This is a genomic window from Streptomyces sp. 135 (assembly GCF_020026305.1).
GTDB lineage: Bacteria > Actinomycetota > Actinomycetes > Streptomycetales > Streptomycetaceae > Streptomyces.
The window spans coordinates 6,806,303-6,831,699 of the sequence record NZ_CP075691.1 but is presented as its reverse complement, the minus strand read 5'-3'; the positions used below and the strand labels follow the sequence as shown (position 1 = coordinate 6,831,699).

Genomic DNA, 25,397 nt, shown 5'->3' with positions numbered 1-25,397 from the left:
GGGTCTGGCCGCCCTGGCGGCCCCCGTCATCGTGCTGATGTGATCTTGATACGTCAAGCAGCTGCGCAGCCCTCGCACGGTGGTTGGCCAGTGCGAATGCGAGACTGTCGGCGAACGGGGCACCGGGTGCGGAGGGAACGCGATGGACGAGGCACGGGCGCGGGACGTACTGGACGCGGCGGACCTGCCCATTCCGGTACGCGGCGCCGAGCTGCTCACGCTCGGCGAGAACGCGGTGTTCGGCATCGGCGAACTGGTCGTCAAGGTCGGCCGCGACGCCCCCGGACTCCTCGACCGGGCACGGCGCGAACTGGGCGTGGCCCGGTGGCTCGAGCGGGCGGACGTCCCCGCCGTGCGGGCCGCCGAGAGCGAGCCGCGGGCCGTGGACGGCCATCCGGTGACGCTCTGGCACCGGCTGCCGGCCGCCGTGCGCCCCGCCGAACCGCGTGACCTCGCCGCGCTGCTCCGTCTCGTGCACGGACTGGAACCCCCCTCCTTCGGACTGCCGCGCCGCGAACTGCTCGGCGGCGTCGAGCGCTGGCTGCGCCTCGCGGGCGACGCCATCGACGCGTCCGACGCGGACTATCTGCGTGAGCGACGGGACGGCTTCGCCTCCGCCGCCGCCGCGCTGACCCCGCACCTGCCGCCGGGTCCGATCCACGGCGACGCGCTGCCGCGCAACGTCCTGGTCGGGCCCGACGGCCCCGTCCTCGTGGACCTGGAGACCTTCTCCTTCGACCTGCGGGAGCACGATCTGGTCGTCATGGCGCTCTCCCGCGACCGGTACGGACTCGCGCCCGAGTCGTACGACGGGTTCGTCGCCGCCTACGGGTGGGACGTGCGGGAGTGGGAGGGGTGCGCGGTACTGCGCGGAGCCCGGGAGACCGCCAGTTGCGCGTGGGTCGCGCAGCACGCGCCCACCAACCCGAAGGCGCTCGCCGAATTCCGCAGGCGCGTGGCCTCGCTCAGGGACGGGGACGCCACGGTGCGCTGGTACCCCTTCTGAGGGCCTAGCCCGCCGCCCTCAGGGGCCACATCCCGTCCACCACCGCGTCCGGATTGCCCTTCTTGCGCAGGAAGTTCTGAAAGTCCGCCGCCCACTCCGCATACCACTCGATCTGGCGGCGGTGCAGCTCCGCCGGGCCGAGGGAGGCGACCTTGGGGTGGCGGTCGGCTATCGCGCAGGCGAGGCGGGCCGCGGCTTGGGCGTCGGCCGCCGCGTCGTGGGCGGCCTCCAGGACCACGCCGTACTCCGTGCAGACCGCCTCCAGATTCCGCTTTCCCTTGCGGTAGCGGTCCACGGAGCGGTCGATCGTGTACGGATCGATGACCGGGCCGGGCTCGGCGCCGCCGAGCCTCTCCCTGAGCGAGGGCAGGCCGTACCTCCTGAGCTCCGCGGAGAGCAGGCTCAGGTCGAAGACCGCGTTGTACGCGATGACCGGGACGCCCGACCGCCAGTACGAGACGAGAACCTCCGCGAGCGCGTCCGCCACGGCGTCGGCGGGCCTGCCCTCGGCCGCCGCGCGTTCGTTCGTGACGCCGTGCACCGCGACCGCGTCGTCCGGTATCGGCACTCCCGGGTCCGCCAGCCAGGTGCGGTGCCCCAGCGTCTCGCCGGCCTTGACCTCGATCACCGCCGCGGTGACGATGCGCGCTTCGTCCGGATCCGTCCCTGTCGTCTCCAGGTCGAAACCGATCAGCAGCTCCCGGTGCCAGCCCATGGCCGCCCCCTTCTTCGTGGTGCTTTCCCCCAGTGACCACCACGATCCCATGCGCCACTGACAATCCGAGGGGCGCGTTCCGCTTCGGGGGTCGGACCGGGTCGGGGGCGGTTCAGGACACCGGCCGCGAGTCCGCCCACGCCACCTCGAACTCCTCGCGGTATGTCGGGAAAAGGCCGGTATCGGCCGCATAGCCCGTATCACCCGATTTCACCACGCGTCCGCCGCCGCGCAGCACCAGCACCGGCGCCTCCATGCCACGGGTCCTGCGCAGATACGACTGGACGACCGCGATGCCGTCCGCCCCGTCCCCGTCGACCAGGTACGCGGTGAAGCGCGGCGTCTCGTCGAAGACCTGGATCTCGAAGGCGCCCGGATCGCGCAGCCGGGCCCTGACCCGCCGCATGTGCAGGATGTTCATCTCCACGGAACGGCTCAACTCGCCCTTCTTGAGGCCGAGCTCGCGCTCCCTGCGCTTGACCGCGCTGCTCGCCGGGTTCAGGAAGAGCAGCCGCACCCGGCAGCCGGACTCCGCGAGCCGCACCAGCCGGCGCCCGGAGAAGTTCTGCACGAGGAGGTTGAGACCGATGCCGATCGCGTCGAGACGGCGGGCACCCCCGAAGATGTCCTCGGCCGGAAACTGCCGCAGCAGCCGCACGCGGTCCGAATGCACGGCCACCACGTCCGCGTAGCGGTCGCCGACCAGGTCCTCGACGGCGTCGACGGGCAGGCGCCGCGCGGAGGGCGTGTCGGTACCCGCGCCGAGTATGTCCAAGAGCTTGGCCGAGGCACGCTCGGCCTGGGCGAGGACCGCCTCGGACAGGGCGCGGTTGCGGGAGACGACGTTCCGGGTGACCTCCAGCTCGTCGAGGGCCAGTTCGACGTCACGCCGGTCGTCGAGATACGGCGCGAAGCACGGCCAGTGCTGCACCATCAGCTCGCGCAGCTGCGGCAGCGTGAGGAAGCTGAGGACGTTGTCGTCCGCCGGGTCGAGCAAATAGCCCTTGCGGCGGCTCACTTCGCGTACGGCGACGGCCCGCTGCACCCACTCCTGGCCCGCGGGACCGGCGGCGGCCACCACCCACTCGTCGGCGTGGACGGGTTCGTAGACGGGACGCAGAACAGCGGCCACGACCGCGCGCAGCCGCTGTTCCACCAGGTTCAGCCAGATGTAGGCCCGCCCGGCACGCTGGGCGCGCGTACGGACCTCGCGCCAGTCGTCGGTGTCCCAGTCCAGTTCCGGTCCGATCTGAGATCCCGTCTCCATCGGCCGTGCCAACGACACCGCTCCGGCGGGTACGTCCGCGGAGCTCCCCTCGTGACCCTCGTCACCAGGGGGCAGCTCCCGCCCACCCGAGCTCACCCGCGCACCGCCTTCCGCTCCCCCGAGCCACTCCCCCGGTCAACGATCAAGGAAGGGTACTCCGGGAGCGGCGGGCGGTGCAGCCGGATGCACAGGGTGTTTTCTCAACCGCCCATCGGCGGCTGACCGTTCTGGTTCGCCAGGTCCTGCGGAGTGAGCGGGCTCATAGCGGTGACGTCGCGCGCGGCCAGCGAGAAGCCCTGCCAGTGGACCGGCATCGGCTGCTGGTCCTCGTCACGCGCGATGTGGTGGAAGCCGATGTGCACCCAGGTGATGGGGTGCGTCATGGTCTGGCCGTTCACCCACTTGTCGACACTCGACGGAGTGCCCGCCGGGCAGCCGATGTTGTTGCTCGCGTACTGCTCGCACTTCTTGTACTGGGTGAAGTACACGTCGTGCTTGGTGAAGGGCCGGCCCGCGTGCTTGTTGCTGGGCCCGGGCACGATCTCGTACGACCTGGGGTGGCCGTCCTTGTTCTTGCCCGCGCCGCTGACCACGCGCCACCAGCGCATGTCCTTGCGGTCGCCCGCCAGCTCCTTGGTGACCTTGGTGCGGGTGGTCTTCGTGGTGGGGCTGCCCTGGCCGGTCGGCGGGGTGACCTTGGAGTCGTACTGCTCGACCTTGGCCTTCGGGGAGCCGTCCAGGCCGAAGTTGAGCCGCCAGAAGACGTTGTGCGCGTGGCTCTCGGCCTTGGCCTGGTCGCCCTTGCCTATCGGCCAGCCGCGGCTGTCGCCGCCGTCGTAGTCGTACGGCGAGAGGCTGCCGGTCGCGCCCACGTTGGACGTGATGGTGCCGTCCGAGGAGAAGCGCCACTCGGTGATGTACTCGTACCAGGACGCCTTGTTCACCGTGTAGACGAGCAGGTCCTTGCCCTGGCCGGTGTAGACCTTGCCGGTGCCGCCGGTGCTCGCGTCGTCGTTCAGGCGGTACGCGTGCCCACGCGCGCGCGTGGTGGTGCACAGGCCCTTCACATTGCCCCGGTGCGGGACCTTGACGGTCTTGATGGTGCCGCCGGGGCACTCGCCGGGCGAGAGATCCTGCAGGGCCTGGCCGAAGTCGGTGCCGGTGACGTCGTCGTACTCCGCCTCGCCGTCGTCGTAGGGGACGTGCACCTGGGCGAGCCGGGCGCTGGTCAGGACGGGTATCGGCTTCGCCTCGCCCTTCGGCTGGTAGCTGATCTTGTCGAGGATCAGGCCGGAGAGCGTGTTGTAGTGCCAGCACATGCGCCAGGTCGTGCCGCCGTCGACGGTCTGCTCGATCTTGTAGGCGTCACTGCAGTCGGCCGCGGGCGCGTCGGGCGCCTTCGGAGCGGCGGAGGCGGGGGCGGCGACGCTCAGGGCGCCGCCGAGGAGCGCGGAGACCGCGATGGCCATGGTGGCCTTGTTGCGGGCGCGCGAAAGTCTGTTGACGTGCATTGCGGAATGAACTCCCTCGTACGAGGAGAAGTTGGTGTCGGTGTGCCGGGTGTATCGGCGTGGCGATGGGCCGGCGGCATCAGCCGAGGCGGCCGACCTTGCGGGTGCTCAGGTCGACGACGAGGGACCGGGTGTCGATCCACGGACCGTTCTTGACCTTCGTGACGACCTGGAGGCACCGGTGTTCGCCGCACTCGGTGAGGCGGGACGGCACGCGCTCGACGGTCTCCTTGCGGAAGACCATGCCGCTGAGCTGCAACTGGTCGGGTCCGGTCAGCTTCTTGCCGGTGGCGTGCTTGAAGTCCTGCTTCAGGCCCTTGCCGAGCGGGTCGGCGATCAGCAGCCTGGCGCCCTCGACGAGCTCCTCCTGGCTGGGCGGCGGCTGGACGTTCCGCGCGGTGGTCGTGTCGTCCACCTTGCCGGTCTCCAGGTTGACCGTCTTGGTGACGACGGCGTCCTTCTTGTAGTCGTAGTAGACGACCTCGGCCCGGCGCGGGGCCGAGGCCCCGGTGTCGCTCGGGTCCGGCTCGCTGAGGTTCGTGGACAGCAGCTGCGGGCCGCGGTCCCCCTCGACGTCCCGGGCGCTGGAGCGCAGCTGCCCGCTGACCGAGGCCTTCTCCGCGCGCTCGATCTCGTCGTCGGTCAACGGATCGCTGCCGACACCCTTCGCGCCCTCCTCGGGCGCGTCCTCCACGACGCCGTCCTTCGCGACGGCGTCCTGCTTCGCCGCTGCGGCGTTGGCCTGGCGGTCCCCCGACTCGCCCGCCTCCGATCCCGGCAGAGCGACGCCCACCAGCACGGCGGTCGCGGCCGCCGCGCCCGCCGCGCCCGCCACCACCTTCCCCAGGTGGCGTCTGACTATCTCTCGCACTACTCCCCCTACTCCCCTGGCGCCCCATTGATGGGCATGCCGAGTATGTGGTCAGACGGTTAGACGGGTTCAACTCGGGGGTGGTTGCTCCACTTTCGGGGAGACTCTGGCCAAAGTGGCCCCGCCCCGAGGGGGCATTAGTGAAAGAGTCGTATTCATGCAGGTCTGGCCTGGGCAGGCGTACCCCTTAGGTGCCACGTACGACGGAGCCGGCACGAATTTCGCGGTCTTCTCCGAGGCCGCAGAGCGCATGGAGCTGTGTCTCCTGCACGACGACGGGTCGGAGACGGCCGTCGAACTGCGGGAGTCCGACGCGTTCGTGCGGCATGCCTACCTCCCCGGCGTCATGCCGGGACAGCGGTACGGCTTACGGGTGCACGGCCCCTACGCACCCGAGCGAGGGCACCGCTGCAACTCCGCGAAGCTGCTGCTCGATCCGTACGCGCGCGCGGTGAGCGGGCGCGTCGACTGGGGCGAGGAGGTGTACGGCTACCACTTCGCGGACCCCGGCAGGCGCAACGACCTCGACTCGGCGCCGCACATGATGACGTCGGTGGTGGTCAATCCGTACTTCGACTGGGGCGACGACCGGCCGCCCCGCACCCCGTACCACGAGACCGTGATCTACGAGGCCCATGTGAAGGGCCTGACCATGCTGCATCCGGACCTCCCGGACGAACTGCGCGGATCGTACGCGGCGCTGGGTCACCCGGCGATCATCGAACACCTGACGGAGCTGGGGGTGACCGCCCTGGAGCTGATGCCGGTCCACCAGTTCGTGAACGACCACCGCCTGGTGGACATGGGCCTCAACAACTACTGGGGCTACAACACCATCGGCTTCTTCGCCCCGCACAACACGTACGCCTCCTGGGGCGACCGCGGCGAGCAGGTCCTGGAGTTCAAGCAGGCCGTGAAGGCGCTGCACGAGGCGAACATCGAGGTGATCCTCGACGTCGTCTACAACCACACCGCCGAGGGCAACCACCTCGGCCCGACCTTGTCCTACAAGGGTCTGGACAACGCCTCGTACTACCGCCTCATGGACGATCCCCGCTACTACATGGACACCACGGGGACGGGCAACTCGCTCCTGATGCGCTCGCCGCACGTCCTCCAGATGATCATGGACTCGTTGCGGTACTGGGTCACGGAGATGCGGGTGGACGGCTTCCGCTTCGATCTCGCGGCGACGCTCGCGCGGCAGTTCCACGAGGTGGACCGCCTGTCGTCGTTCTTCGACCTCGTCCAGCAGGATCCCGTGGTCAGCCAGGTGAAACTGATCGCCGAGCCCTGGGACGTCGGCGAGGGCGGCTATCAGGTGGGCAACTTCCCGCCCCTGTGGACCGAGTGGAACGGCATGTACCGCGACACGGTGCGCGACCTGTGGCGGGGCGAGCCCCGCACCCTCGCGGAGTTCGCGTCCCGCCTGACCGGCTCGTCCGACCTCTACCAGGACGACGGGAGACGCCCGCTGGCCTCCATCAACTTCACCACCTGCCACGACGGTTTCACGCTGCACGACCTCGTCTCGTACAACGAGAAGCACAACGAGGCCAACGGCGAGGGCAACAAGGACGGTGAGAGCCACAACCGCTCCTGGAACTGCGGCGCCGAGGGCGAGACGGACGATCCGGCCGTACTCGCCCTGCGCGAGCGGCAGATGCGCAACTTCATCGCCACCCTGATGCTCTCCCAGGGCGTGCCGATGATCAGTCATGGCGATGAGTTCGCGCGCACGCAGGGCGGCAACAACAACGCGTACTGCCAGGACAACGAAGTGGCGTGGGTGCGCTGGCCGGACGGCGAGAGTTCGATCCTGGCGTTCACGCGCGCGATGGCGATGCTGCGGCGCGACCATCCCGTCTTCCGCCGACGCCGGTTCTTCCACGGCCGGCCGGTCCAGGGCACGCGCGACGAACTGTCCGACATCGCCTGGTTCACCCCGGCGGGCGACGAAATGGAGGACAGCGACTGGAACGCCTCGCACATGCGGGCCCTGACCGTGTTCATGAACGGCAACGCCATCTCGGAGCCGGGGCCGCGCGGTGAACGGATCTCCGACGACTCGTTCCTGCTGCTGTTCAACGCGTCGCCGGAACCGCTGGAGTTCGTGGTGCCGGTCAACCACGGCCGCCAGTGGCAGGTGGTGGTCGACACCGCGTGCGCGGAGGGCGTGCCGGAGGGAGCGGGTCCCAAGGTGCGGGCCGGGGACCGGCTGACGCTGACGGACCGGAGCCTGACGGTGCTGCGCCGCCCGGCGTGACGCGGGCGCCGTCCCCGGGGCGGTGACTCGAACGCCGTCCCCGGGGGCGGTGGCTCAGGCCGCCGCCCCCGTGGGGGCCTCTTCAGGGGCTTCTCCGGGCTTCTCGTGACGGGCGGGGCGGGCCATCAGCGCGATGCCGAACGCGACGGCCGCGGCGCAGCTGCCCAGGGCGAAGGCGGCCCCCGCGCCGTGCGCCTCCGCCAGGCGTCCCGCCACCGCCAGCGTCACCGCCTGGCCGCCCACGAACGCGCTCGCCGCGAACGTCATGCCCTCCGCGAGCCTCTCCTGCGGCACGGCGCGCTCGGTCAGCGCGAAGCCCGTGATGAGGTTCGGGGCGTAGACCGCGCCGAACAAGGTGACCACTGCGTAGAGGCCCGCCAGGCTGTCCGTCCACACCAGGGGCAGTGACAGGAGCGCGGCGGCGGCCGTCGCCGCCCTCCAGCGCGCGAGCAGCCCGAAGCGTTCGGGCAGCGCGGCCATGGAGAGCCCCACCACGGCGCTCATGACACCCATCGCGGCATAGACAAGACCGGCCTGGCCCGGCTGCCCCAGCTCCTGCGTCAGCGCCGTGATCCCCGCCCCGCAGGCGCCGAGCAGCACGCCGAGGAAGACCAGGCCGAGCCGCACCACGTACACCGAACGCGGCAGCCGGGGCCGTACCGCCGCCCCACGCGCGCGTGCCGGCTCCCGCGCGGCGCCGCGCCGCGCGGTGCGTCCCGTCGGGTGCAGGGCGAAGGCCGTCCCGCAGCCGGCGACCAGGAGCGCCGCCATGCCGAACGCGTACGCCGGGTGGCCCGCGACGGCCGCCAGGCCCACGAGGGCGGGTCCGAGCACGAAGGAGAGCTCGTCCATGGTGCTCTCCAGGGACAGCACGGTGTTCGCGAGCCGGTCGTCGCCGCCCTTGGCGCGGATCAGCGGGACGACGCGGGCCCTGGCGAGGGGGCCGATCCCGGGGATCGTCGCGCCGGCGAGCAGGCCCAGGGCGACGAGGGCCGGCGTGGGCAGGTCCGCGACGACGCCCGCGGTGTAGACGGCGATCGCCACGGCGTTGACGAGCGAGAAGGCGAGCACGACGGCGCGCTGTCCGTGCCGGTCGGCGAGGCGGCCGACGTACGGCCCGAGGGCGACCTGGCCGAGCGCCAGCGCGCAGGCGACGACGCCGCCGGTGGCCAGTGATCCGCTGGTCTCGGTGACCAGGAGCACGCTGCCGAACTGGATCATGGCCACGGGGAGCCTGCCGAAGAACGAGATGACGGGCAGCAGCGGCCCCGTCATGGCGATCACTGTGCGATACGCGTCCCGTGTGCTGTCCCGTGTCCTGTCCCGCGTGCTGTGAGCCATCGTCCGACGCTAACGACGCCGTCGCGTGGACATGCAGGAGCGGATGACACGAAAGCCCGTGGGGCGGGTACGTACTTTCGCATGACACCAGAGCACTCCAGGCCCGCGGTGCCGCCTTCGCCGACCGCCACCTACCGGCTCCAGCTCCAGCCGGACTTCCCCTTCGCCGCCGCGGAGGCGGCCGTCCCGTACCTCGCCTCGCTCGGCGTCTCGCACCTGCACCTGTCGCCGGTGCTCGAGGCGGTGCCGGGGTCGACGCACGGCTACGACGTGGTGGACCACGCGCGCGTGCGGGACGAGCTGGGCGGTGAGGACGGGCTGCGGTCCTTGGCGCGTGTCGCCCGGGAGGCGGGGCTCGGCCTGGTCGTGGACATCGTGCCGAACCACATGGCGGCGGTGCCCCGGTACAACCGTGCGCTGTGGGAGGTGTTGCGCGAGGGGCCCGCCTCGCCGTACGCGCGCTGGTTCGACATCGACTGGGAGGCGGGCGGGGGGCGCGTCCTGCTGCCGTTCCTCGGGGGCAGGCTCGGGGACGAGCTGACGGCGCTGCGGGTCGACGGCGATGTGCTGCGCTATCACGAACACGCGTTCCCGATCCGTGAGGGCACCGGGGAGCTGCCGCTGCCCGAGCTGTTGGACGCCCAGTGGTACCGCCTGTCCTGGTGGCGGCTGGCCCGTACGGAGTTGAACTACCGGCGGTTCTTCACCATTTCGGATCTGATCGGGGTGCGGGTCGAGGACCCGGAGGTCTTCGACGCGACACACGGGAAGATCCTTCAGCTGTTGCGCGAGGGGGTCGTCGAGGGGCTGCGGATCGATCACCCGGACGGGCTCGCGGATCCGGGGGCGTATCTGCGGAAGCTGCACGAGGCGACGGGTGGGCGCTGGACGGTCGTGGAGAAGATCCTCGCCGACGGGGAGCAGCTGCCCGCCGCCTGGCCGGTGGCCGGAACCACCGGTTATGACGCGCTGCGTCACATCGACGGCGTCTTCGTCGATCCGGCGGGCGCCGGTGAGCTGCTCGGCCAGTACCGCCGCTTCGCCGCACCGCCGGCGGACCGGGGCGGTGACTGGGACGCGACGGTGCGCCGCGCCGCGTACAAGGTGGTCACGCGGGAACTGGCGGCCGAGGTCGACCGGCTGACGCGCGAGGCGACGGCGATCTGCGCGGCGGACCCCGCGCTGCGCGACCACGCGCCGTGGGCGGTGCGCACGGCGTTGCGGGAGCTGCTGGTGCGGCTTGAGGTGTACCGGCCGTACGTGTCCGGGGGCGCCGCTCCGGAGACGGTCCTGACGGTGCGGGCCGCGGAGGAGGCGCGGGCTGCTTTCCGTGTGCCCGAGGAGGCCGGGACGGTCGGTGTGGTCCGGGATCTGGCGCTGGGCCGGGTCGGCATGGCGGAGGGCGACCTGGAGGGCGCCGTCGCGGGGTTTCGGGCGCGGTTCGCGCAGGTGGCGTCGGCGTTGCGGGCCAAGGCCGTCGAGGACACCGCGTTCTACCGGCACGCTCCGGTCCTGTCGGCCGCGGAGGTGGGGGGCGCGCCCGAGCGTCCGGCGGTCTCGGTGGAGGAGTTCCACGCGTACTGTGCGCGGGTGCAGCGTGACTGGCCTTATACGGGCACGGTCCTGACGACGCATGACACCAAGCGCAGTGCCGATGTGCGGGCGGGCATCTCCGTCCTGACGCAGTGTCCGGGGCGCTGGGCGGACCTCTTGGTGGAGCTGACCGAGCAGACGGCGCGCGCGGGCGGGGCGTGCGCGCCGGACCAGCAGGTGGCGTGGGCGGCGTGGCAGACGGCGGTCGGTTTCGGCTTCCCCTATGACACGCGGTTGCAGGACGCGCTGGTGAAGCATGTGCGGGAGGCTGGTCTGCACACCAGCTGGACCGAGCCGAACGAGGCGTACGAGGCGGCGGTGGGCGCCTTCGTGGAGGCGGGCCCGTGCGGGCCGCCGCTGTACGAGGTGGCGTCGTTCGCGCGGGAGGTGGCGCCCCATGTGCGGGCCAACGCCCTGGGGGCCGCGCTCGTGCATCTGACCATGCCGGGGGTGCCCGACCTCTATCAGGGGACGGAGGGCGAGTACCGCGCGCTGGTCGATCCGGACAACCGGCGTCCCGCGCGCTTCCAGCCGCAAGTCCTTGAGCGGCTCGACGCGCGGCGGGAGCCCTGCGATCTGTCGGAGGAGAAGCTGGCGCTCACGGCGGTGGCGCTGCGGTTGCGGAGGCGGCGCCCGGAGCTGTTCGGGGACGCGGGGGCGTACGAGCCGCTGGTGGCCGGGGGGCCGGGTGCCGCGCACTGTGTGGCGTTCGCGCGGGGCGGGGAGGTCGTGGTGGCGGTGACGCGGTTGTCGTCGCGTCTCGCGGAGGAGGGGGGCTGGCGGGAGACGGAGCTGCCGCTTCCGGCGGGGCGGTGGGCCGATCTGCTCGTTCCCGGCCGGGAGTTCGAGGGGCGGGTGCGGGTGGCGGAGCTGCTCGCCGAGTGGCCGGTGGCGGTGCTGGAGCGGGTCCGGGAAGGGGGCGGGGGGCGCGCGTCGGCGGCTTCCGAGGGGGTGGTCTGAGAGGCGGGGGCGGACGAGGGGCGGTGGTGCGCCGGGGGCGGACGAGAGGGCGTGTGGTGTGCGGCGGGGCGTGTGGTGGGCCCTGTCGCACGCGTCCTTGACACATGTCCGAGGGCGTGGCGTACTGCGGATTGCGTCAGTGGCGTACCAGACGGGGGTGAGTCAACTGGCGGTGCAGCGTTATCCCAGCGTCCCCGAACTCCTCCTCCGCGCACGGCAGTTGGCGGCTCTCCGTCCCGATCTGGGCGCCTTGCGTCAGATCGGCGTCTCGCGCGCCGGGCGGCCCCTGCATCTGCTGTCCGTGGGGCGGGCCCCGCGCGCGGTGCTGGTCGTCGCGGGGGCGCACGCCAATGAGCCGACCGGCGGCTCGACCCTCCTGCATCTCGCGGAGCGCACGCTGCGGGATCCGCGGCTGCGGGCCGACACCTCCTGGCACTTCCTGCTCTGCGCGGATCCGGACGGGGCGAGTCTGCACCGCACGCCCGCTCCGCGCACACTGCTCGACTACCACCGGAACTTCTTCCGGCCCGCGGGTCCGGAGCAGCCCGAGTGGTCGCCGTCGGTGCTGCCGCCGCACCGGCTGCCTCCCGAGACACGCGCGTTGACGGGGGTCATCGACGAGCTTCGGCCGTATTTGCAGGTCTCTCTGCACGGGACGGACCTGGGCGGCAGCTGGGTGCAGCTGACCGAGGACATCCCGGGGCTCGCCGAGCCGTTCGCCAAGTCGGCGGCGGAGTTGCACATCCCGGTGGAAACGGGCGCGTCGGACGCGGCGGGGTGGCCGGTCTCCGGCCCCGGCGTCCACGTGCTGCCCGGCCCGGAGGTGGGCGCGGCCTATCCGAGCCTGCCGGAGGACGCCCGGCTCACCACCTGGCACCACGCCCACCGGTACGGCGGGCGTACGGCGATCGTCGAGGTGCCGATGTGGGCGAGTGATCTCGTCGCCGATCCGGCGGCGCATCCGGCGCCGGGTCCCGCCATGCGGGCGCTCGCGCGGCGGCTGCGCAGGGACGGGCGGCTCGTCGACGAGATCCTGGGGGAGGCGCTGCCCCGGCTGGCCGGTGCCGACGGGCCGTTGCTGCGGGCGGCCCGCTGGGCGCTGGCGCTGGCGCCGGGCCTCGCCGACGACTGGGGGCGGCTGCCGCCCGCGGACACGACCATGGCGTACATCGGGAGCGTGGACGCCTTCGGACGGCGGGTGCCGTTGCGGGCGGCGGCGATGCTGCTGCGGGTCCTGGTCGAGGCGGACGACCGGGCGGCGCCGCGCCTCGACCGGCTCGTGACGCGGTGGAGCGAGGCGTTCGCGGAGCGGTTCAGGGCCCGGTGGGTGCCGTTGGAGCATCAGGTGGAGCACCAGTCGCGGACCACGGTCGCCGCCGCGTGTCACGCGCGCGTGGGGCTCGGCTGACGGCGAGGCGGCTCAGCTCACGGCGAGTCGGAAGGCCATCCGGCCGAAGCTCACGAGGTCGCCGTCCTGGACGAGGGCGGCGCCGGTCACCCTGCGGCCGTTCACGGTCGTGCCGTTGGTGGAGCCGAGGTCGCGCAGCACCCACATGCCGCCCTGCCTGCGCAGTTCGGCGTGTACGCGGGAGACCGTGTCGTGGCTGAGCCGCAGGCCGTTGGCGGGGTCGCGGCCTATCCGCAGCGAGTGGGGGCTGTCGGGCGAGGGCAGCAGCAGCTTCGGCAGCCGTTCGGCCTGCCAGGCCCTGCGCAGCTTCATCGTGAACCCGGAGACCGCTCCCACACCGCCGAGCACCATGCGTGACCAGCGTCCCTCGGTCCGCAGGTCGGCGGTGAGGGCGGACAGCTCGTCGGGCCTGCGCGCGGCGAGTACGAGTTCCATGCGCCGCAGGAAGGTGTCGTGCGAGAGCCGCCCGACGGCCGCGCCCTCCTTGAGTGCGTCCAGCGCCCGGTCGCGCTCGGTGTCCGTCACCCGCGCGGGGTACGTGGAGAACTCGAAAGAGGATGTCACGCATGGATTGTCGGGCAACCTCGGCCCGGGTGTCCAGAATGGGCGGGGGCGGGGGCCGATCGATCACTTCCGCCCACGGACCGAACACATCTGACGCACCATGGGACGCAGGTGCGACGAGACAGGCGGACAGCGGACGAGGGGGCACGTCGGTGAGGTTCGAAGTGTGGGCGCCGGAGGCCGAGCAGGTCACGCTGGAGTGCGCGGGCACCGCGCGGGCACTGGAGCGCGACGGTGGGCGCGCGGGCTGGTGGACCGGGGACGCGGCGGCGCAGGACGGCACGCGGTACGGGTTCTCGCTGGACGGCGGCCCTCTCCTGCCCGATCCGCGTGCGCGCCGCCAGCCGGACGGCCCCGACGGGCTCAGCGCGGTCGTCGACCACGAGCGGTACGTGTGGCGGGAGCCGTGGGCCGGACGCGGTGTGCGGGAGGCGGTGCTGTACGAACTGCATGTGGGGACGTACACCCGCGAGGGCACGCTCGACGCGGCGGCGGCCCGGCTCGGGCATCTCGCGGAGCTCGGCGTCACGCATGTGGAGCTGATGCCGCTGTGCCCCTTCCCGGGGCGGCACGGCTGGGGGTACGAGGGGGTGTCGCTGTGGGCGGTCCACGAGCCGTACGGCGGGCCCGAGGCGCTGAAGAGATTCGTCGACACGGCGCACGGCCACGGTCTCGGCGTGGTCCTCGACGTCGTCCACAACCACCTGGGCCCCTCGGGCAACTACCTCCCCGCGTTCGGCCCGTACTTCACGGAGAGGCACCAGACGCCGTGGGGCGCGGCCGTGAACCTGGACGCGCCGGGTTCGGACGAGGTGCGCGCGTACCTGATCGGCAGCGCGCTGGCCTGGCTGCGCGACTACCGCCTGGACGGGCTGCGGCTCGACGCGGTGCACGCGCTGAAGGACACGCGGGCGCTCCACTTCCTCGAGGAACTGGCCGCGTCCGTCGACTCGTTGGCGGAACAGCTGGGCAGGCCGCTGTTCCTGATCGGCGAGTCCGACCTGGGCGACCCCCGGATCGTCACCCCGCGCGCGAAGGGCGGCATCGGTCTGCACGCGCAGTGGAACGACGACTTCCACCACGCGCTGCACACCGCGCTCACCGGCGAGTCGCAGGGCTACTACGCGGATTTCGCGCGGGCTCCGCTGGCCGCGCTCGGCAAGACGATGACGCGCGGCTTCTTCCACGACGGGACGTACTCGTCGTTCCGCGGCCGCTGCCACGGCCGCCCGGTGGACCGCGCGCGAACGCCCGCCCACCGCTTCCTCGGCTATGCCCAGACCCACGACCAGATCGGCAACCGCGCGCAGGGCGACCGGCTCTCCGCGGCCCTCACCCCCGGGCTGCTCGCCTGCGCGGCCACGCTCACGCTCATGGGCCCCTTCACGCCGATGCTGTTCATGGGCGAGGAGTGGGGGGCCACGACGCCCTGGCAGTTCTTCACGGACCACACCGATCCCGAGCTCGCCGAGGCCGTGCGGCGGGGCAGGCGGCGGGAGTTCGCGGAGCACGGCTGGGCGGAGGAGGACATTCCGGACCCGCAGGACCCGGCCACCCGCGAGCGGTCCTGCCTGGACTGGTCACAGCCGGCGTCGGGCCACCACGCGCGCCTGCTCGCCTGGCACCGCGAGCTGATCTCCCTGCGCCGCGCCCGCGCCGACCTGATGGATCCCGACCTGGCGGCGGTGCGGGTCGCGTACGACGAGCAGGCGCGCTGGTTCGCGTTCCGGCGCGGGGACCTGAAGATCGCCGTGAACCTCGGCAAGGGGCCCGCGGCCGTCCCGCTGGGCCACAACCACGCGCGTATCCTCGCCGCCGCCGGACGCGGATGCCGTCGTGCGCGCGCCGCGTAGGGCGCGGCGGACCCGTCGAGAGGGCATCTCAGGCATCCGTCAAGGGTCGCCTCAAGGGATCCGCCAAGGGGAGGGACACGGACCATGAAGCAGCGATTTCTCGGCCGGACCGGGCTGCGCGTCAGCGAGCTGTGCTTCGGGGCGATGATGTTCGGCAGCGGCGCGGACGAGGCGACGTCGCACCGCATGCTGGACGCGTTCACGGAGGCGGGCGGCACGTTCATCGACACCGCCGACATGTACGGACGCGGGGTGTCGGAGGAGATCCTCGGCCGCTGGCTCAAGGGCCGCCGCAGGGACGGACTCGTCATCGCCACGAAGGTGTTCAGCACGATGGGCGAGGCACCGAACGCGGGCGGGCTGAGCCGCAAGCACATCCTGTCGGCGGTGGACGCGAGCCTGCGCCGCCTGGGCACCGAGTACATCGACCTCTACCAGACCCACGTATGGGACGCGACGACGCCGGTCGAGGAGACGCTGTCCACCCTGGACACCCTCGTGAAGGCGGGCAAGGTGCGCTATCTGGGGGCGAGCAACCACTCCCCCGCCCAGCTCCAGAAGGCCCTGGACGTGGCGCGGGCGCGCGACTGGGAGCCGTACTGCTGTCTGCAACCGCTGTACAACCTCCTGGCGCGCGAGAGCGAGTGGGAGCTGCTGCCGCTCAGCGCGGCGGAGGGCGTCGGCGTCATCCCGTACAGCCCGTTGCAGGGCGGCTGGCTGACGGGCAAGTTCCGGCGCGGCATGGCGGCGCCGCCGCAGGGGGCGCGGGGTTCGGGCGCCTGGCGGGAGCGGGACACCGAGGAGACCTGGCGGGTCATCGACGCGCTCCTCGCGGTCGCCGAGGAGGCGAGCCGGCCGCCGTCGCAGGTGGCGCTGCGGTGGCTGCTCCAGCGGCCGGGGGTGACCGCGCCGATCGTGGGGGCGCGGTCCGTGGAGCAGCTGGCCGACAATCTCGGCTGCGTGGACTGGGAGTTGACGCCCGAGCAGCAGGAGCGGCTGACGTCGGCGAGTGCGCGGCCGCTGCCGTATCCGTACGACGTCCTCGCGTACTACCCGGGCCGTGAGCCGCGCAGCGGGCCCCGCACGGACTTCGCGTAGCGGGGCCCGCCTCAGTCGACGATCGCCATCTCACGGGCGGTGGCGTTGAGGCGCCGTCCGCCGTCGTCGGTGACGGTCACGATGTCCTCGATGCGCACGCCGAAGCGGCCGGGCAGGTAGATGCCGGGCTCCACGGAGAAGCACATGCCCGGCACGAGCGGCTGCTCCTCGCCCTCGATCATGTAGGGCGGTTCGTGGGTGGTGACGCCGATGCCGTGGCCGGTGCGGTGGATGAAGTGCGCGCCGTAGCCCGCGTCGGTGATCACGGCGCGGGCGGCGCGGTCCACGTCCTGGCAGGCCGCGCCGGGCCGCACCGCGGCGCAGCCCGCGGCCTGGGCCTCGCGCACGACGTCGTGCACCCGTCGTTCCTCGTCGGTGGGCTCGCCGACGTGGACCGTACGGGAGGTGTCGGAGCCGTAGCCGTGCAGCAGGCCGCCGAAGTCGAGGACGACCATGTCGCCGTGCTCGATGACGCGCTCGCCCGCCTCGTGGTGGGGGTTGGCGCCGTTGGGTCCGGAGCCGACGACGGTGAAGTCGACCTGGGAGTGCCCGAAGCGGCGCAGCAGAGCCGCCAGATCGGCGGCGACGTCCGTCTCCTTGCGGCCCGCGAACGCCACCTTCTGGATCTCCTCGTACGCCGCGTCGGCCGCCGCGCCCGCCGCCGCGAGGCGTTCCAGCTCCGCTGCGTCCTTGACGGCTCGGAGCATGGGCAGTGCCTCGGTGAGGGAGACGTAGGAGGTACCGGGCAGCGCCTTCTGGAAGCCGAGGAGGTGCATCGCCCAGGCGTTGTCGCTCACCGCGAAGCGGCCGGACGCGTCCAGGAGCGGGGCGGTGACGGCGTACGGGTCCTTGCCGTCGGTCCAGTCGCGCAGCGTCAGCGCGGGGGCGCCCGCGGCGCGCTCCGCGTCCGGGGCCTCCAGGGTGGGCACGACGAGCACGGGGTCCTGTCCGGCGGCGAGCACGAGGACGGTCAGCCGCTCGGTGACCGCCGTCGGCCGGTAGCCGGTGAGCCAGACGAGGTCGGGCCCCGGGGCGACGATGACCCCCGCGAGCCCCGCACCGGCGGCCGTGGCGGCGGCACGCTCCATACGGGCCCGGTAGTCGTCGGCGGTGAAGGGCGCGGGCACGGTGCTCATGAGGACCTCCCTGTTGGCTACGCGAGCATTTTCCCTGTGGGGGGTGGGGGCTGCGAGTGGGGGGCCGGGGAGGGTTTGGGGGGCGCAGGGTGGCGGGCTCAGGTCACGATGCCCGGCCTGGCGGAGAGGGACTGGCGGCTGCCGTCCTTGTGGCGGACCGTCACGGTGACCTGCCTGCCGGGGCGGGCCGCGGCGACCGCCGACGCCAGGGCGGCCGCCGATGTGACACGGGTCCCGCCGAACGTCAGCAGGGTGTCGCCGCGCACCAGGCCCGCCGTATGGCCGGGGCCGGGCGTGTGCACGCCGACGATCAGGGCGCCCGCGCCCGGGTCGCCGGGCGCGTCAACGGCCTCGATGCCGAGGGTGGCGGCCCCGGTGGGCTTCGCGGGGCCGGACTTCGGCTGCGCGGGCTGCGGAGCCGCGGGGTCCACGACGCCGGGCTTCGGAGCGCCGGGCTTCGGAGCCTCGGGCTGCCGTACCGGGTTGCCGTCACCCGCGGGCGGCCGCGGCGCGGACGCTCCCTGCCCCATCTCCGCGAGCGCGCTCATCCCTATGACCGTGGCGCCCACGGTGCCGATGCCGACCCCGGAGAGCAGCAGGAGCACCGCCAGCAGGACGCCGGACAGCACGGCCGCCAGCCGCCTGCCGCGGCGTCTCGCGGTGTACGGTCGGCCGTTCCTGCCGGGGTGGTCCTCCGGGTCCCGGCACGGGCTCTGGCCGGGGCTGTCACCGCCACGGCCGGTGTTCCGGCCTGGCATCGGCTTGGGACGCAACGTGGTCTGTTCCATGGCTCGCCTCCGGCCACAGCCCTACCCGGCGCGGCCCGGCGGCGATGCCTCACGAACGGGTGACGTCCAGCTGTGCGGCGAGCGCGGCGGCGGGCCCGCGCAGGGCGCCCGCGTGGAGCAGCTCCGTGCGGTGGACGACGCGGGGCGCGGTCAGCGGCACGGCGACCGTGCCCGGCACGTCGCCGGCGACCGAACGCGGCAGCAGCGTCAGGCCGTGGCCCGCCGCGGTCAGCGTGGCGAGGGTCCGCAGGTCCGTGCCGTCGTAACGCAGCGCGGGCCGGAACCCCGGCGTGCCGTTGGCGGAGCGGAGCTGGGCCAGCGGCACGCCGGTCCCGGGGGCGTCGAGCCAGCGCGCGTCGACGAGATCGCCGAGGCGGAGCCCGGAGCGGCGGGCCAGCGGGTGGCCTGCGGGGAGCAGGACCACGACGGGTTCCTGGCTGACGCCCCGCGCGGTGAGGGGCGCCACGTCGGGCAGGCGCAGGGGGTCGTTCGGCGCGGCGAGGCCGTCGACGAGGCCGAGATCGGCGGCGCCGGTCGCGACGGCGGCGGGGACCTCGTCGCGGGGCAGCACGGTGAGGGTGACGCCCGCCGGGGCAGCGCCTCGGCGGTGCCCCGCGTCAGCGCGGTAAGCGCGGCGGCCAGGGCCAGGCCCTGCTCGGGGCGGCGGCCATGCGTACGACCTCGGCGCGGGCCGCGTCGAGGCGCAGCAGCAGGGGGCCCGCGTGTTCCAGGAGGCGCGTGCCCGCCGGGGTGGGGGTCACGGGGCGGCGGGTCAACAGGGCGGCGCCGAGGTCCTGTTCCAGCGCGGCGATGTGCTGGGAGACGGCGGACTGGGTGTAGCCGAGCTCGCGCGCGGCCTCGGAGAAGGAAGCGAGGCGGGCCACCGTCACGTACGTACGCAGGAGGTGCGGATCCATGCCGACAAGGATCTCACCGCATCAGGAACGCTTATGAGGGGTGCAGATTTCATCGTTGGACGTGAACCATGGGGCCCGCACAGGATGATCGTCATGACGACGCACACACAGACGCCCGCCCGAGCAGCCCGAGTCGCTCTGATCGGCGACCGTTCGCCGAGCGTGACCTCCCACAGCCGCGTCCCGCTCCTCCTGGACGCCCTCGCCGCCCATGACCGGCTGGTCCTCGACGCGTACTGGATCGGGACCGAGGACGCCGAGGAGCCGGACGCCGTACGCGGCTTCGACGCGGTGTGGGTGCTGCCCGGCAGTCCGTACCGCAGCGAGGCGGGAGCGCTGGCCGCCATCCGCACGGCGCGCGAGGAGCACATCCCCTTCCTCGGCACCTGCGGCGGCTTCCAGCACACCCTGCTCGAATTCGCGCGCCACGTGTGCGGCCTGACCGGTGTGGCGCACGCCGAGAACGACCCCGACGCGAAGGACCTGCTCATCGCGCCGCTCGCCTGCTCCCTGGTGGGCCATGAGGGCACGGTGACGCTGACCCCCGGCTCGCTCGCCGAGTCGGTGCTCGGCACCGACCGGTCCATCGAGCGCTACCACTGCTCCTACGGCCCCGACCGCTACCTCGACACCCTGCGCGCGCACGGTCTGCGCTTCACGGGTGAGGACGAGACGGGCCAGGTACGGGTCGCCGAACTGCCCGGCCATCCCTTCTTCCTGGCGACCCTCTTCCAGCCCGAGCTGTTCGGCGACGGCTCGCGCCCGCACCCGGTGGTGCGGGCGCTGGCGCGGGCCGCCGTGCGGCACGCGGAACTAGCGGGAGTGCCCGCCGGGGCCTGACGCGGCAGGGCGGTCATGACCGCCGTGGCCCGCTCCGTGGCCGCCGTGGCCCGCTCCGTGGTCGAATTTCAGGGCCTCCTTCGGCATCACCACGAAGGGCCGCATCATGCCCATGTCCTCGTGCTCCAACAGGTGGCAGTGGTACATGAAGCGGCCGTACGCTCCGTCGAACCTGCCCATGACTCGCAGCATTTGGCCTCCCGGCACCCGGAAGACGTCCTTCCAGCCGCGCTCGTTCGGAGCCAGGGGGATGTCGGTCTGCGGGTCCAAGGCGATCGGGGCGCGGGTGCCGCCGAGGGTGACGTCGAAGCCCGAGACGTCGTACGCGTCCCGGCCGAGTAGCTGGAAGTCCGCCAGGTGGATGTGCATCGGGTGGAGCACCGGCGGGTTCACCGCGAGGTTGAGGAAGCTCCACTGCTCGTGGCTGCCCTCGGCGATGGTGAAGCCCAGGCCGTCGTTGAAGGTGCGGGCGATCCGGCGGTAGGTCTTGACCTTTCCGTCCTCGCCGCGCACCTGGATGATCCCCTCGGTCGGGACGCGGAAGTCGCCCGGCTCCTCGACCTCGGCCATCTCCCAGATCTCCGGATGGCCGCCGCCTCCCTTGGTGGCGGGCGGGGTCAGCACGATCAGCCGGTGGCCGTGCTCGATGTCGTGGGTCAGCGGGCGGAACGAACCGGAGAGGGCCTCCGGCAGTTCGAAGGTGTCGGGCTCGGCGCACTCCCCCACGCGGAACTCCATGACCTGCGGATACCGCACGTCGTTGGCCACGTCCGGCACGCCCGGCGGCCGGCCGCGCCCCTTGTTGACGAGGCGCAGCCGCTGACCCGCGAGTCCACGGAAGTCGACGAGGAGGTCCATGCGCTCCGCGGGAGCGATGGTGAGGGTGGGCAGCGCTCCCTCGAAGTCGACCGGCACGGGGCGCGGCAGGAGGCCGCCGTCGCTGCCGATCTGGTGCAGGACGCCCTGGACGGGGTGGTCGTCCTCGTCGATCAGCACCAGGTCGTAGGTGCGCGCGTTCGACGCGTTGACCAGGCGGAGGCGGTGCCAGGCCGGGGCCACGTCCGCGTACGGCCAGATGCGGCCGTTGACCGTGGTGTAGGGGCCCGTGAAGGGCAGGGAGACCGGCTTGCCCGTCTCGGCGTTCTTCGGGTCGACGATGACGGTCTTGTGCAGGAGGCGGCCGTTGAGCCGGCCGTCGTCGTCCGTGTCGAGGTTGCGGTCGGCGAGCAGCAGCGGTATCTCCCGGTCTCCGGCGGGGAGTTGCAGCGCGTCCTCTTCGTCGTCCCTGACGAGATAGGTGCCGTACAGGCCCGCGAAGACGTTCCACCGCGTGATGTTCATGGCGTGGTCGTGGTACCACCACTGGACCGCCTGGTGGTCGTTCGGGTACTCGGAGAGCTGGGCGTCGCCGAAGCCCACGGCGTTGTCCGCCCAGCCGTCGTTGCCACCGCCGGTCTGCGCGCCGTGCAGGTGGGTCACCGACCAGGCGGGCAGTGCCGCCACGTCCTTGTTCGGCGGGATGCCCGCGCGGCCGGGCTCGGTGCCGGGCGGCGGGTCCTTGCGCGGGTCGCCGCGCGGGACCTCGACGGCCGTGACGGGATACTCGCCGCCGTCCGGTATGCGGTTGGTCCAGGCGATGCGGACGCGCTGTCCGCGCCGCACCTCGATGGTGGGGCCCGGCACCGAGCCGTCGTACCCCCACATCAGGGTCGGCGGCAGCTGCGGGTGCAGGCGCACCCAGGTCGGCCGCAGCGCGATCTCCGTCTCCTCGCGCACGTCGGCGGAGTCGGGACGCAGGACGGGCGGGACGGTCAACGGCGCCACGAACGGCTCCAGTTCGGCGGCCGCGGTGGCGGCCCCCGCGGGGACCGCCACCGCTTCGTCCGTCCCGCTGTCCGTCAGCCGGTCCGTGACACGCTCGATGATGTCGGTCAAGATCGAACACCCCCGTGTTCTTCCCCCCATGTCGCGGCCTGTCGAAGGCCGCCTTCACTCAAGAGGACTCCCGACACATCCCGAGGGTTCCACGAATCCTGCATTCCGGATAAATCACCCGAACGACGCCGTCCGCCCGCCGGAACGCGTCAGCGCAGCCCGGCGATCGAGGGAACGCTCGGCGCCCGGTCCGGCACGAAGCCGTGCGCCCGCCTCGCCAGGTCCCCGGCGCCGTACCGCCGACATCCGTGGTGCCAGTTCAGGATGCCCGCCATCCAGTTCCGCAGCTCCTCGACGTAACCCTCCATGACCGCGCGCCCCTCGGCCGTCAGCCCGAAGTCCTCGTACAGCACGGGGAATTCGTGCTCGGCCACGTGCTGGAACTGCCGCATGCGCTGGGTCATCAGGTCGTGGATGATGCCGAGCCCGGTCGGGTAGTCGCAGCCGAAGAAGTTCTGCACGACCAGGATGCCGTTGTGGACCTCGCCCTCGTACTCGATCTCCTTCTGGTACGAGAAGACGTCGTTCAGGAGCATGCCGTAGTCCATCGCGGCGTTCTCCAGGGAGCGGACCGGGCCGCTGCGGTAGATCTCCGGGGGCACGGCGGGGCCGTGGCCCATGCGGCACAGGCTCATGGTGAGTTCGGAGCCGAAGGTGGCGCGGCGCATCTCCAGGTAGTCGACCGGGTCGGGGATGCGGTTCTGGAACTGGTTGGCGAGTTCCCACAGCCAGCTCTCGGTCATGACCACCACGGTGTCCCGTACGGTCCGCCGCTGCTCCGCGGTCATGCCGGCGGTCGTACGCGCCCACAGGTCGGCGAGGCCGCGCTCCATGGCGTTCACGGGCACGGTGGCCGGCGCGCCCTCGATCGGCATGCAGCCGGCGAGGCGTTCCGTGCAGATCTTCGCGGCGGCGAAGTCACGGCGGTGGCCGAAGACCAGGGGGTAGTAGTCGTCACCGTAGGTGCCCCAGGCCAGCCACTGCGAGCTGAGGTCGAGGGCGTCGGGGGTGCTGTCGGGGCCGATGCCGGCGGCGCACAGCGGAAGGTCGTACGCGTCGAGTTTGTCCTCGTCCCAGACGCCCTCCTGAAGGATGCCCATCGCGTGGCACCAGCGGGTGACCTCGTGGCGCGCGGCGTCCAGGTGTGGGCTGAGCCGCAGCGGGAACGGCATGAGGAAGTCGGGCAGGATCGAGGGGCCCACCTTCTGGAAGGGCACGTACGTGAAGGCGCGCAGCCGCTCCGCCCCGGCGGCCGCGAGCAGCGCGCCCACGTCGGCGGCGGAGGTGCCGAGGCCGGTGGGCCCGGCGAGCGGTGAGGTGGCGAGCGCGCCCTCGTTCATGTACCGGCTGGAGCGCAGGTGCCATTCGTGGCCGCCCGACTGCCAGTCCTGGAGCCCCCGGGTGTACGCGGCGACCGCGGCGACCTCGGACGGGCCGAGCCCCTTCTCCAGGGCGAGGGCGGGCACTTCGGTGACCGCCGTGTGTTCGAACTGGTGCAGGCGCGAGGTCAGGATGTCGTTGACGGTGTCGGCGGCCCGCTGGGTCGTGCAGCCGAAGAAGGTCTCCAGGACGAGCACGCCGTTGCTCAGCTCGCCCTCGTCCTGGACCTCGCGCTGGTACGAGAAGAGGTCGTTGCGCAGATGGACGCCGTCGGAGAACGTCTCCATGAGCACGCGCAGCGGCCGCGTGCCGGCGACGGCGGCCGGCACTTCGGCGGTCGCGTACTCGACGAGCCCGGCCGACCACGGGGCGCCGCCGACCTTGCGGCGCATCTCGATGTACTCGACGGGGTTGGCGATCCGCCCTTCGTTGATGTTGGACAGCTCCCACAGGGATTCGTTGAGGAGGTGCTCGGTGGACTCCGCGAAGCGGCGGCGCCAGTCGACGGACATCGCGGGCACCGTGCGCGCCCACAGGTCGGCGAGGCCCGCCTCGACCGGGTTGCGCGGCTCGGGGACGGGCGTCGCGAGGTCCATGGGCATGAAGAGGGGGAGCCGGTCCAGGTGGGCCTTGCCGGCCGCGCGGTCCTGGGTGCGCTTGTACATGTCCAGGAAGTGGTCGTCGAAGAAGAAGACCCACACGTACCAGTCGGTGATCAGCGACAGCGCCGGGCCGTCGCAGTCGGGGTGGGTGTACGCGCACAACAGGCCGTAGTCGTGCGCGTCGAGGTCGCTCTGCTCCCAGATGCCGGAGCCCTCCAGCATGCCCATGTCGCGGGCCCACCGTGAGGAGTGCGCGCGGGCCTCCTCCAGGTGGGGGTTGAGCCGCGCCGGATACGGCATGTAGAAGTGCGGCAGTTCGAACGGCTGCGTCATGGCCCCCGCCCTACCCGCGCCCCTCCCCCGCCATCCGGAGGGCGGCAGATGATCGCACCATCGCGTGAATCGGGGGCGCACCGGGGGCGCGAGGGGGGTGCACAAAGGTAAGGGCGGCGGTCCTGACGTGCCTCACCGAATCACCGGTTTCCCGACGTGCGTACGGCTCACGCCTCTAGGCTGCGGTCCACCTCCCCGGAAGGAAGCACCTCCATGACCGATGCGCTCGATGCGCCGCCGCGAGCGGAGCTACTCCTGGACCACGAGGTCCCCGAGGACCTCGGCCGGGAGCTGGTCGCCGCGCTCGACGGGCTCGGCGCCCCGCCGGTCCGCGTCCGCCGCGCGCTCGCCCATCGCGGGGCGGCCGACATCCCCTGGATCGTCCTGGCGTCCCTGCCCCTTCAGGCGTTCCTGAGCGGGCTCGGCGCGGAGGCGGTCAAGGACGCGTACACCGCGTTCAAAGGTGTCGTACGGAGAACGGCGCGCCCGGGGTCTCCCACCGGCGGCGGTGCCCGGCCCCTGGTGCTCCAGGACCCGGTGGGCGGGGTGAGCGTCGTGCTGGAGCCCGACCTCCCCGCCGAGGCGTACGAACTGCTCGTCGGCCTCGACCTGACGGAGTTCACGGTGGGGCCGCTGCACTACGACCGCGCGCGGGGCCGCTGGCGCTCGGTCCTTGACGAGGCCGCCGGCTGACGCGCCGGCAGGAGGACGCGGCGGGATGTCCGCCGCGGATCGGGGGCTGACTGTGACTGCGCAGACCGCGGACGCCGCGGAGACGGAGCTTGACCGCGCCGAACGGGCCTGTGTCGATGGGGAGTCGGCGCTGACGCGGGGGGAAGGTGGGGCGGCGGAGGGGTGTTTTCGGGAGGCCCTGGGGTTGTTGGTGTCGGGCGGGGCCTTGGGGGTGGGGGCGGCTTCCGGGAGGACTGTGCCGGTGATGGGGGCGGTGACTCCCCTGGCGCCGGGGGTGAAGGTCCCGGCGGCGGTGAGGGCTCCGGACGGGGCGGCGAACC

At 72.4% G+C, this 25,397-nt stretch carries 18 protein-coding genes and 1 pseudogene; 8 read left to right on the top strand and 11 right to left on the bottom strand.

Annotation, left to right across the window (positions count from 1 at the left end; translation table 11 throughout):
• Window positions 1-142 precede the first annotated feature (142 nt).
• Complete coding sequence (locus tag KKZ08_RS30675) at window positions 143-1,006, top strand: aminoglycoside phosphotransferase family protein (protein WP_223777515.1); 864 nt, start codon at window positions 143-145, stop codon at window positions 1,004-1,006.
• Window positions 1,007-1,010: 4 nt separating this feature from the next.
• Here the strand turns inward: KKZ08_RS30675 and KKZ08_RS30670 are convergent, their stop codons facing one another.
• From KKZ08_RS30670 to KKZ08_RS30655, 4 genes are all read right to left on the bottom strand, one after another.
• Window positions 1,011-1,721, bottom strand: coding sequence for a 3'-5' exonuclease (locus tag KKZ08_RS30670; RefSeq protein WP_223777514.1), 711 nt, complete (start codon window positions 1,719-1,721; stop codon window positions 1,011-1,013).
• A 112-nt stretch (window positions 1,722-1,833) separates the two neighbouring features.
• Complete coding sequence (locus tag KKZ08_RS30665; protein WP_223777513.1) at window positions 1,834-3,084, bottom strand: SAV2148 family HEPN domain-containing protein; 1,251 nt, start codon at window positions 3,082-3,084, stop codon at window positions 1,834-1,836.
• A 104-nt stretch (window positions 3,085-3,188) separates the two neighbouring features.
• Window positions 3,189-4,499: a copper amine oxidase gene (locus KKZ08_RS30660; RefSeq protein ID WP_223777512.1), complete on the bottom strand. Its 1,311-nt coding sequence runs from the start codon at window positions 4,497-4,499 to the stop codon at window positions 3,189-3,191.
• 79 nt (window positions 4,500-4,578) lie between these two features.
• Entirely contained in the window at window positions 4,579-5,370 is a 792-nt protein-coding gene (locus KKZ08_RS30655) for a Tat pathway signal sequence domain protein (protein ID WP_223777511.1), read from the bottom strand.
• 157 nt (window positions 5,371-5,527) lie between these two features.
• Here KKZ08_RS30655 and glgX point away from each other — a divergent pair, with 157 nt between their 5' ends.
• Window positions 5,528-7,636, top strand: a complete 2,109-nt coding sequence (gene glgX / locus KKZ08_RS30650; RefSeq protein WP_223777510.1) for a glycogen debranching protein GlgX — start codon at window positions 5,528-5,530, stop codon at window positions 7,634-7,636.
• Between the two features lie 54 nt (window positions 7,637-7,690).
• Here the strand turns inward: glgX and KKZ08_RS30645 are convergent, their stop codons facing one another.
• Window positions 7,691-8,977, bottom strand: a complete 1,287-nt coding sequence (locus KKZ08_RS30645; protein ID WP_223777509.1) for an MFS transporter — start codon at window positions 8,975-8,977, stop codon at window positions 7,691-7,693.
• 81 nt (window positions 8,978-9,058) lie between these two features.
• On the opposite strand from KKZ08_RS30645, the gene treY reads away from it, so the two are divergent.
• A complete protein-coding gene (gene treY, locus KKZ08_RS30640) occupies window positions 9,059-11,530 on the top strand; it encodes a malto-oligosyltrehalose synthase (protein WP_223777508.1) in 2,472 nt (823 codons plus the stop codon).
• Window positions 11,531-11,669: 139 nt separating this feature from the next.
• Window positions 11,670-12,938, top strand: a complete 1,269-nt coding sequence (locus tag KKZ08_RS30635; RefSeq protein ID WP_223777507.1) for a M14 family zinc carboxypeptidase — start codon at window positions 11,670-11,672, stop codon at window positions 12,936-12,938.
• 12 nt (window positions 12,939-12,950) lie between these two features.
• Here KKZ08_RS30635 and KKZ08_RS30630 read toward each other — a convergent pair whose 3' ends face one another.
• On the bottom strand, window positions 12,951-13,502 hold the full coding sequence (locus KKZ08_RS30630; protein WP_223777506.1) for a DUF1707 and FHA domain-containing protein: 552 nt from the start codon (window positions 13,500-13,502) through the stop codon (window positions 12,951-12,953).
• Between the two features lie 152 nt (window positions 13,503-13,654).
• Here KKZ08_RS30630 and treZ point away from each other — a divergent pair, with 152 nt between their 5' ends.
• Both treZ and KKZ08_RS30620 read left to right on the top strand, forming a co-directional pair.
• Window positions 13,655-15,355, top strand: coding sequence for a malto-oligosyltrehalose trehalohydrolase (gene treZ, locus KKZ08_RS30625; RefSeq protein WP_223777505.1), 1,701 nt, complete (start codon window positions 13,655-13,657; stop codon window positions 15,353-15,355).
• 84 nt (window positions 15,356-15,439) lie between these two features.
• Window positions 15,440-16,453 carry an aldo/keto reductase gene (locus KKZ08_RS30620; RefSeq protein WP_223777504.1) on the top strand — a complete coding sequence of 338 codons (1,014 nt, stop codon included), beginning with the start codon at window positions 15,440-15,442 and terminating at the stop codon, window positions 16,451-16,453.
• A gap of 11 nt (window positions 16,454-16,464) precedes the next feature.
• Here KKZ08_RS30620 and KKZ08_RS30615 read toward each other — a convergent pair whose 3' ends face one another.
• The 3 genes and pseudogenes from KKZ08_RS30615 to KKZ08_RS30605 form a co-directional block, all read right to left on the bottom strand.
• Window positions 16,465-17,589, bottom strand: coding sequence for an aminopeptidase P family protein (locus KKZ08_RS30615; RefSeq protein ID WP_223777503.1), 1,125 nt, complete (start codon window positions 17,587-17,589; stop codon window positions 16,465-16,467).
• A 98-nt stretch (window positions 17,590-17,687) separates the two neighbouring features.
• Window positions 17,688-18,377, bottom strand: coding sequence for a PDZ domain-containing protein (locus KKZ08_RS30610; protein WP_223777502.1), 690 nt, complete (start codon window positions 18,375-18,377; stop codon window positions 17,688-17,690).
• A 49-nt stretch (window positions 18,378-18,426) separates the two neighbouring features.
• Window positions 18,427-19,294 (bottom strand): annotated as a pseudogene (locus KKZ08_RS30605) (LysR family transcriptional regulator).
• 93 nt (window positions 19,295-19,387) lie between these two features.
• On the opposite strand from KKZ08_RS30605, the gene KKZ08_RS30600 reads away from it, so the two are divergent.
• Window positions 19,388-20,134, top strand: coding sequence for a hypothetical protein (locus KKZ08_RS30600; protein WP_223777501.1), 747 nt, complete (start codon window positions 19,388-19,390; stop codon window positions 20,132-20,134).
• Here the strand turns inward: KKZ08_RS30600 and phsA are convergent.
• The gene (gene phsA, locus KKZ08_RS30595; protein WP_223779252.1) at window positions 20,108-22,009 is read right to left on the bottom strand and encodes an O-aminophenol oxidase PhsA; all 1,902 of its coding nucleotides are present in this window, start codon (window positions 22,007-22,009) and stop codon (window positions 20,108-20,110) included. The genes KKZ08_RS30600 and phsA overlap by 27 nt on opposite strands.
• A 209-nt stretch (window positions 22,010-22,218) precedes the next feature.
• Window positions 22,219-24,384, bottom strand: coding sequence for a germacradienol/geosmin synthase Cyc2 (gene cyc2 / locus KKZ08_RS30590; protein WP_223777500.1), 2,166 nt, complete (start codon window positions 24,382-24,384; stop codon window positions 22,219-22,221).
• A 213-nt stretch (window positions 24,385-24,597) separates the two neighbouring features.
• Here cyc2 and KKZ08_RS30585 point away from each other — a divergent pair, with 213 nt between their 5' ends.
• Window positions 24,598-25,077, top strand: a complete 480-nt coding sequence (locus KKZ08_RS30585; RefSeq protein WP_223777499.1) for a hypothetical protein — start codon at window positions 24,598-24,600, stop codon at window positions 25,075-25,077.
• Window positions 25,078-25,397 lie beyond the last annotated feature (320 nt).

Bases quoted from the DNA above. Each gene is read 5' to 3' on its own strand.
- KKZ08_RS30675 (WP_223777515.1), top strand. From the start codon at position 143: ATGGACGAGGCACGGGCGCGGGACGTACTGGACGCGGCGGACCTGCCC.
- KKZ08_RS30645 (WP_223777509.1), bottom strand. From the start codon at position 8,977: ATGGCTCACAGCACGCGGGACAGGACACGGGACAGCACACGGGACGCG.
- KKZ08_RS30615 (WP_223777503.1), bottom strand. From the start codon at position 17,589: ATGAGCACCGTGCCCGCGCCCTTCACCGCCGACGACTACCGGGCCCGT.
- KKZ08_RS30670 (WP_223777514.1), bottom strand. From the start codon at position 1,721: ATGGGCTGGCACCGGGAGCTGCTGATCGGTTTCGACCTGGAGACGACA.
- KKZ08_RS30610 (WP_223777502.1), bottom strand. From the start codon at position 18,377: ATGGAACAGACCACGTTGCGTCCCAAGCCGATGCCAGGCCGGAACACC.
- glgX (WP_223777510.1), top strand. From the start codon at position 5,528: ATGCAGGTCTGGCCTGGGCAGGCGTACCCCTTAGGTGCCACGTACGAC.
- KKZ08_RS30620 (WP_223777504.1), top strand. From the start codon at position 15,440: ATGAAGCAGCGATTTCTCGGCCGGACCGGGCTGCGCGTCAGCGAGCTG.
- cyc2 (WP_223777500.1), bottom strand. From the start codon at position 24,384: ATGACGCAGCCGTTCGAACTGCCGCACTTCTACATGCCGTATCCGGCG.
- KKZ08_RS30585 (WP_223777499.1), top strand. From the start codon at position 24,598: ATGACCGATGCGCTCGATGCGCCGCCGCGAGCGGAGCTACTCCTGGAC.
- KKZ08_RS30600 (WP_223777501.1), top strand. From the start codon at position 19,388: ATGACGACGCACACACAGACGCCCGCCCGAGCAGCCCGAGTCGCTCTG.
- treY (WP_223777508.1), top strand. From the start codon at position 9,059: ATGACACCAGAGCACTCCAGGCCCGCGGTGCCGCCTTCGCCGACCGCC.
- KKZ08_RS30660 (WP_223777512.1), bottom strand. From the start codon at position 4,499: ATGCACGTCAACAGACTTTCGCGCGCCCGCAACAAGGCCACCATGGCC.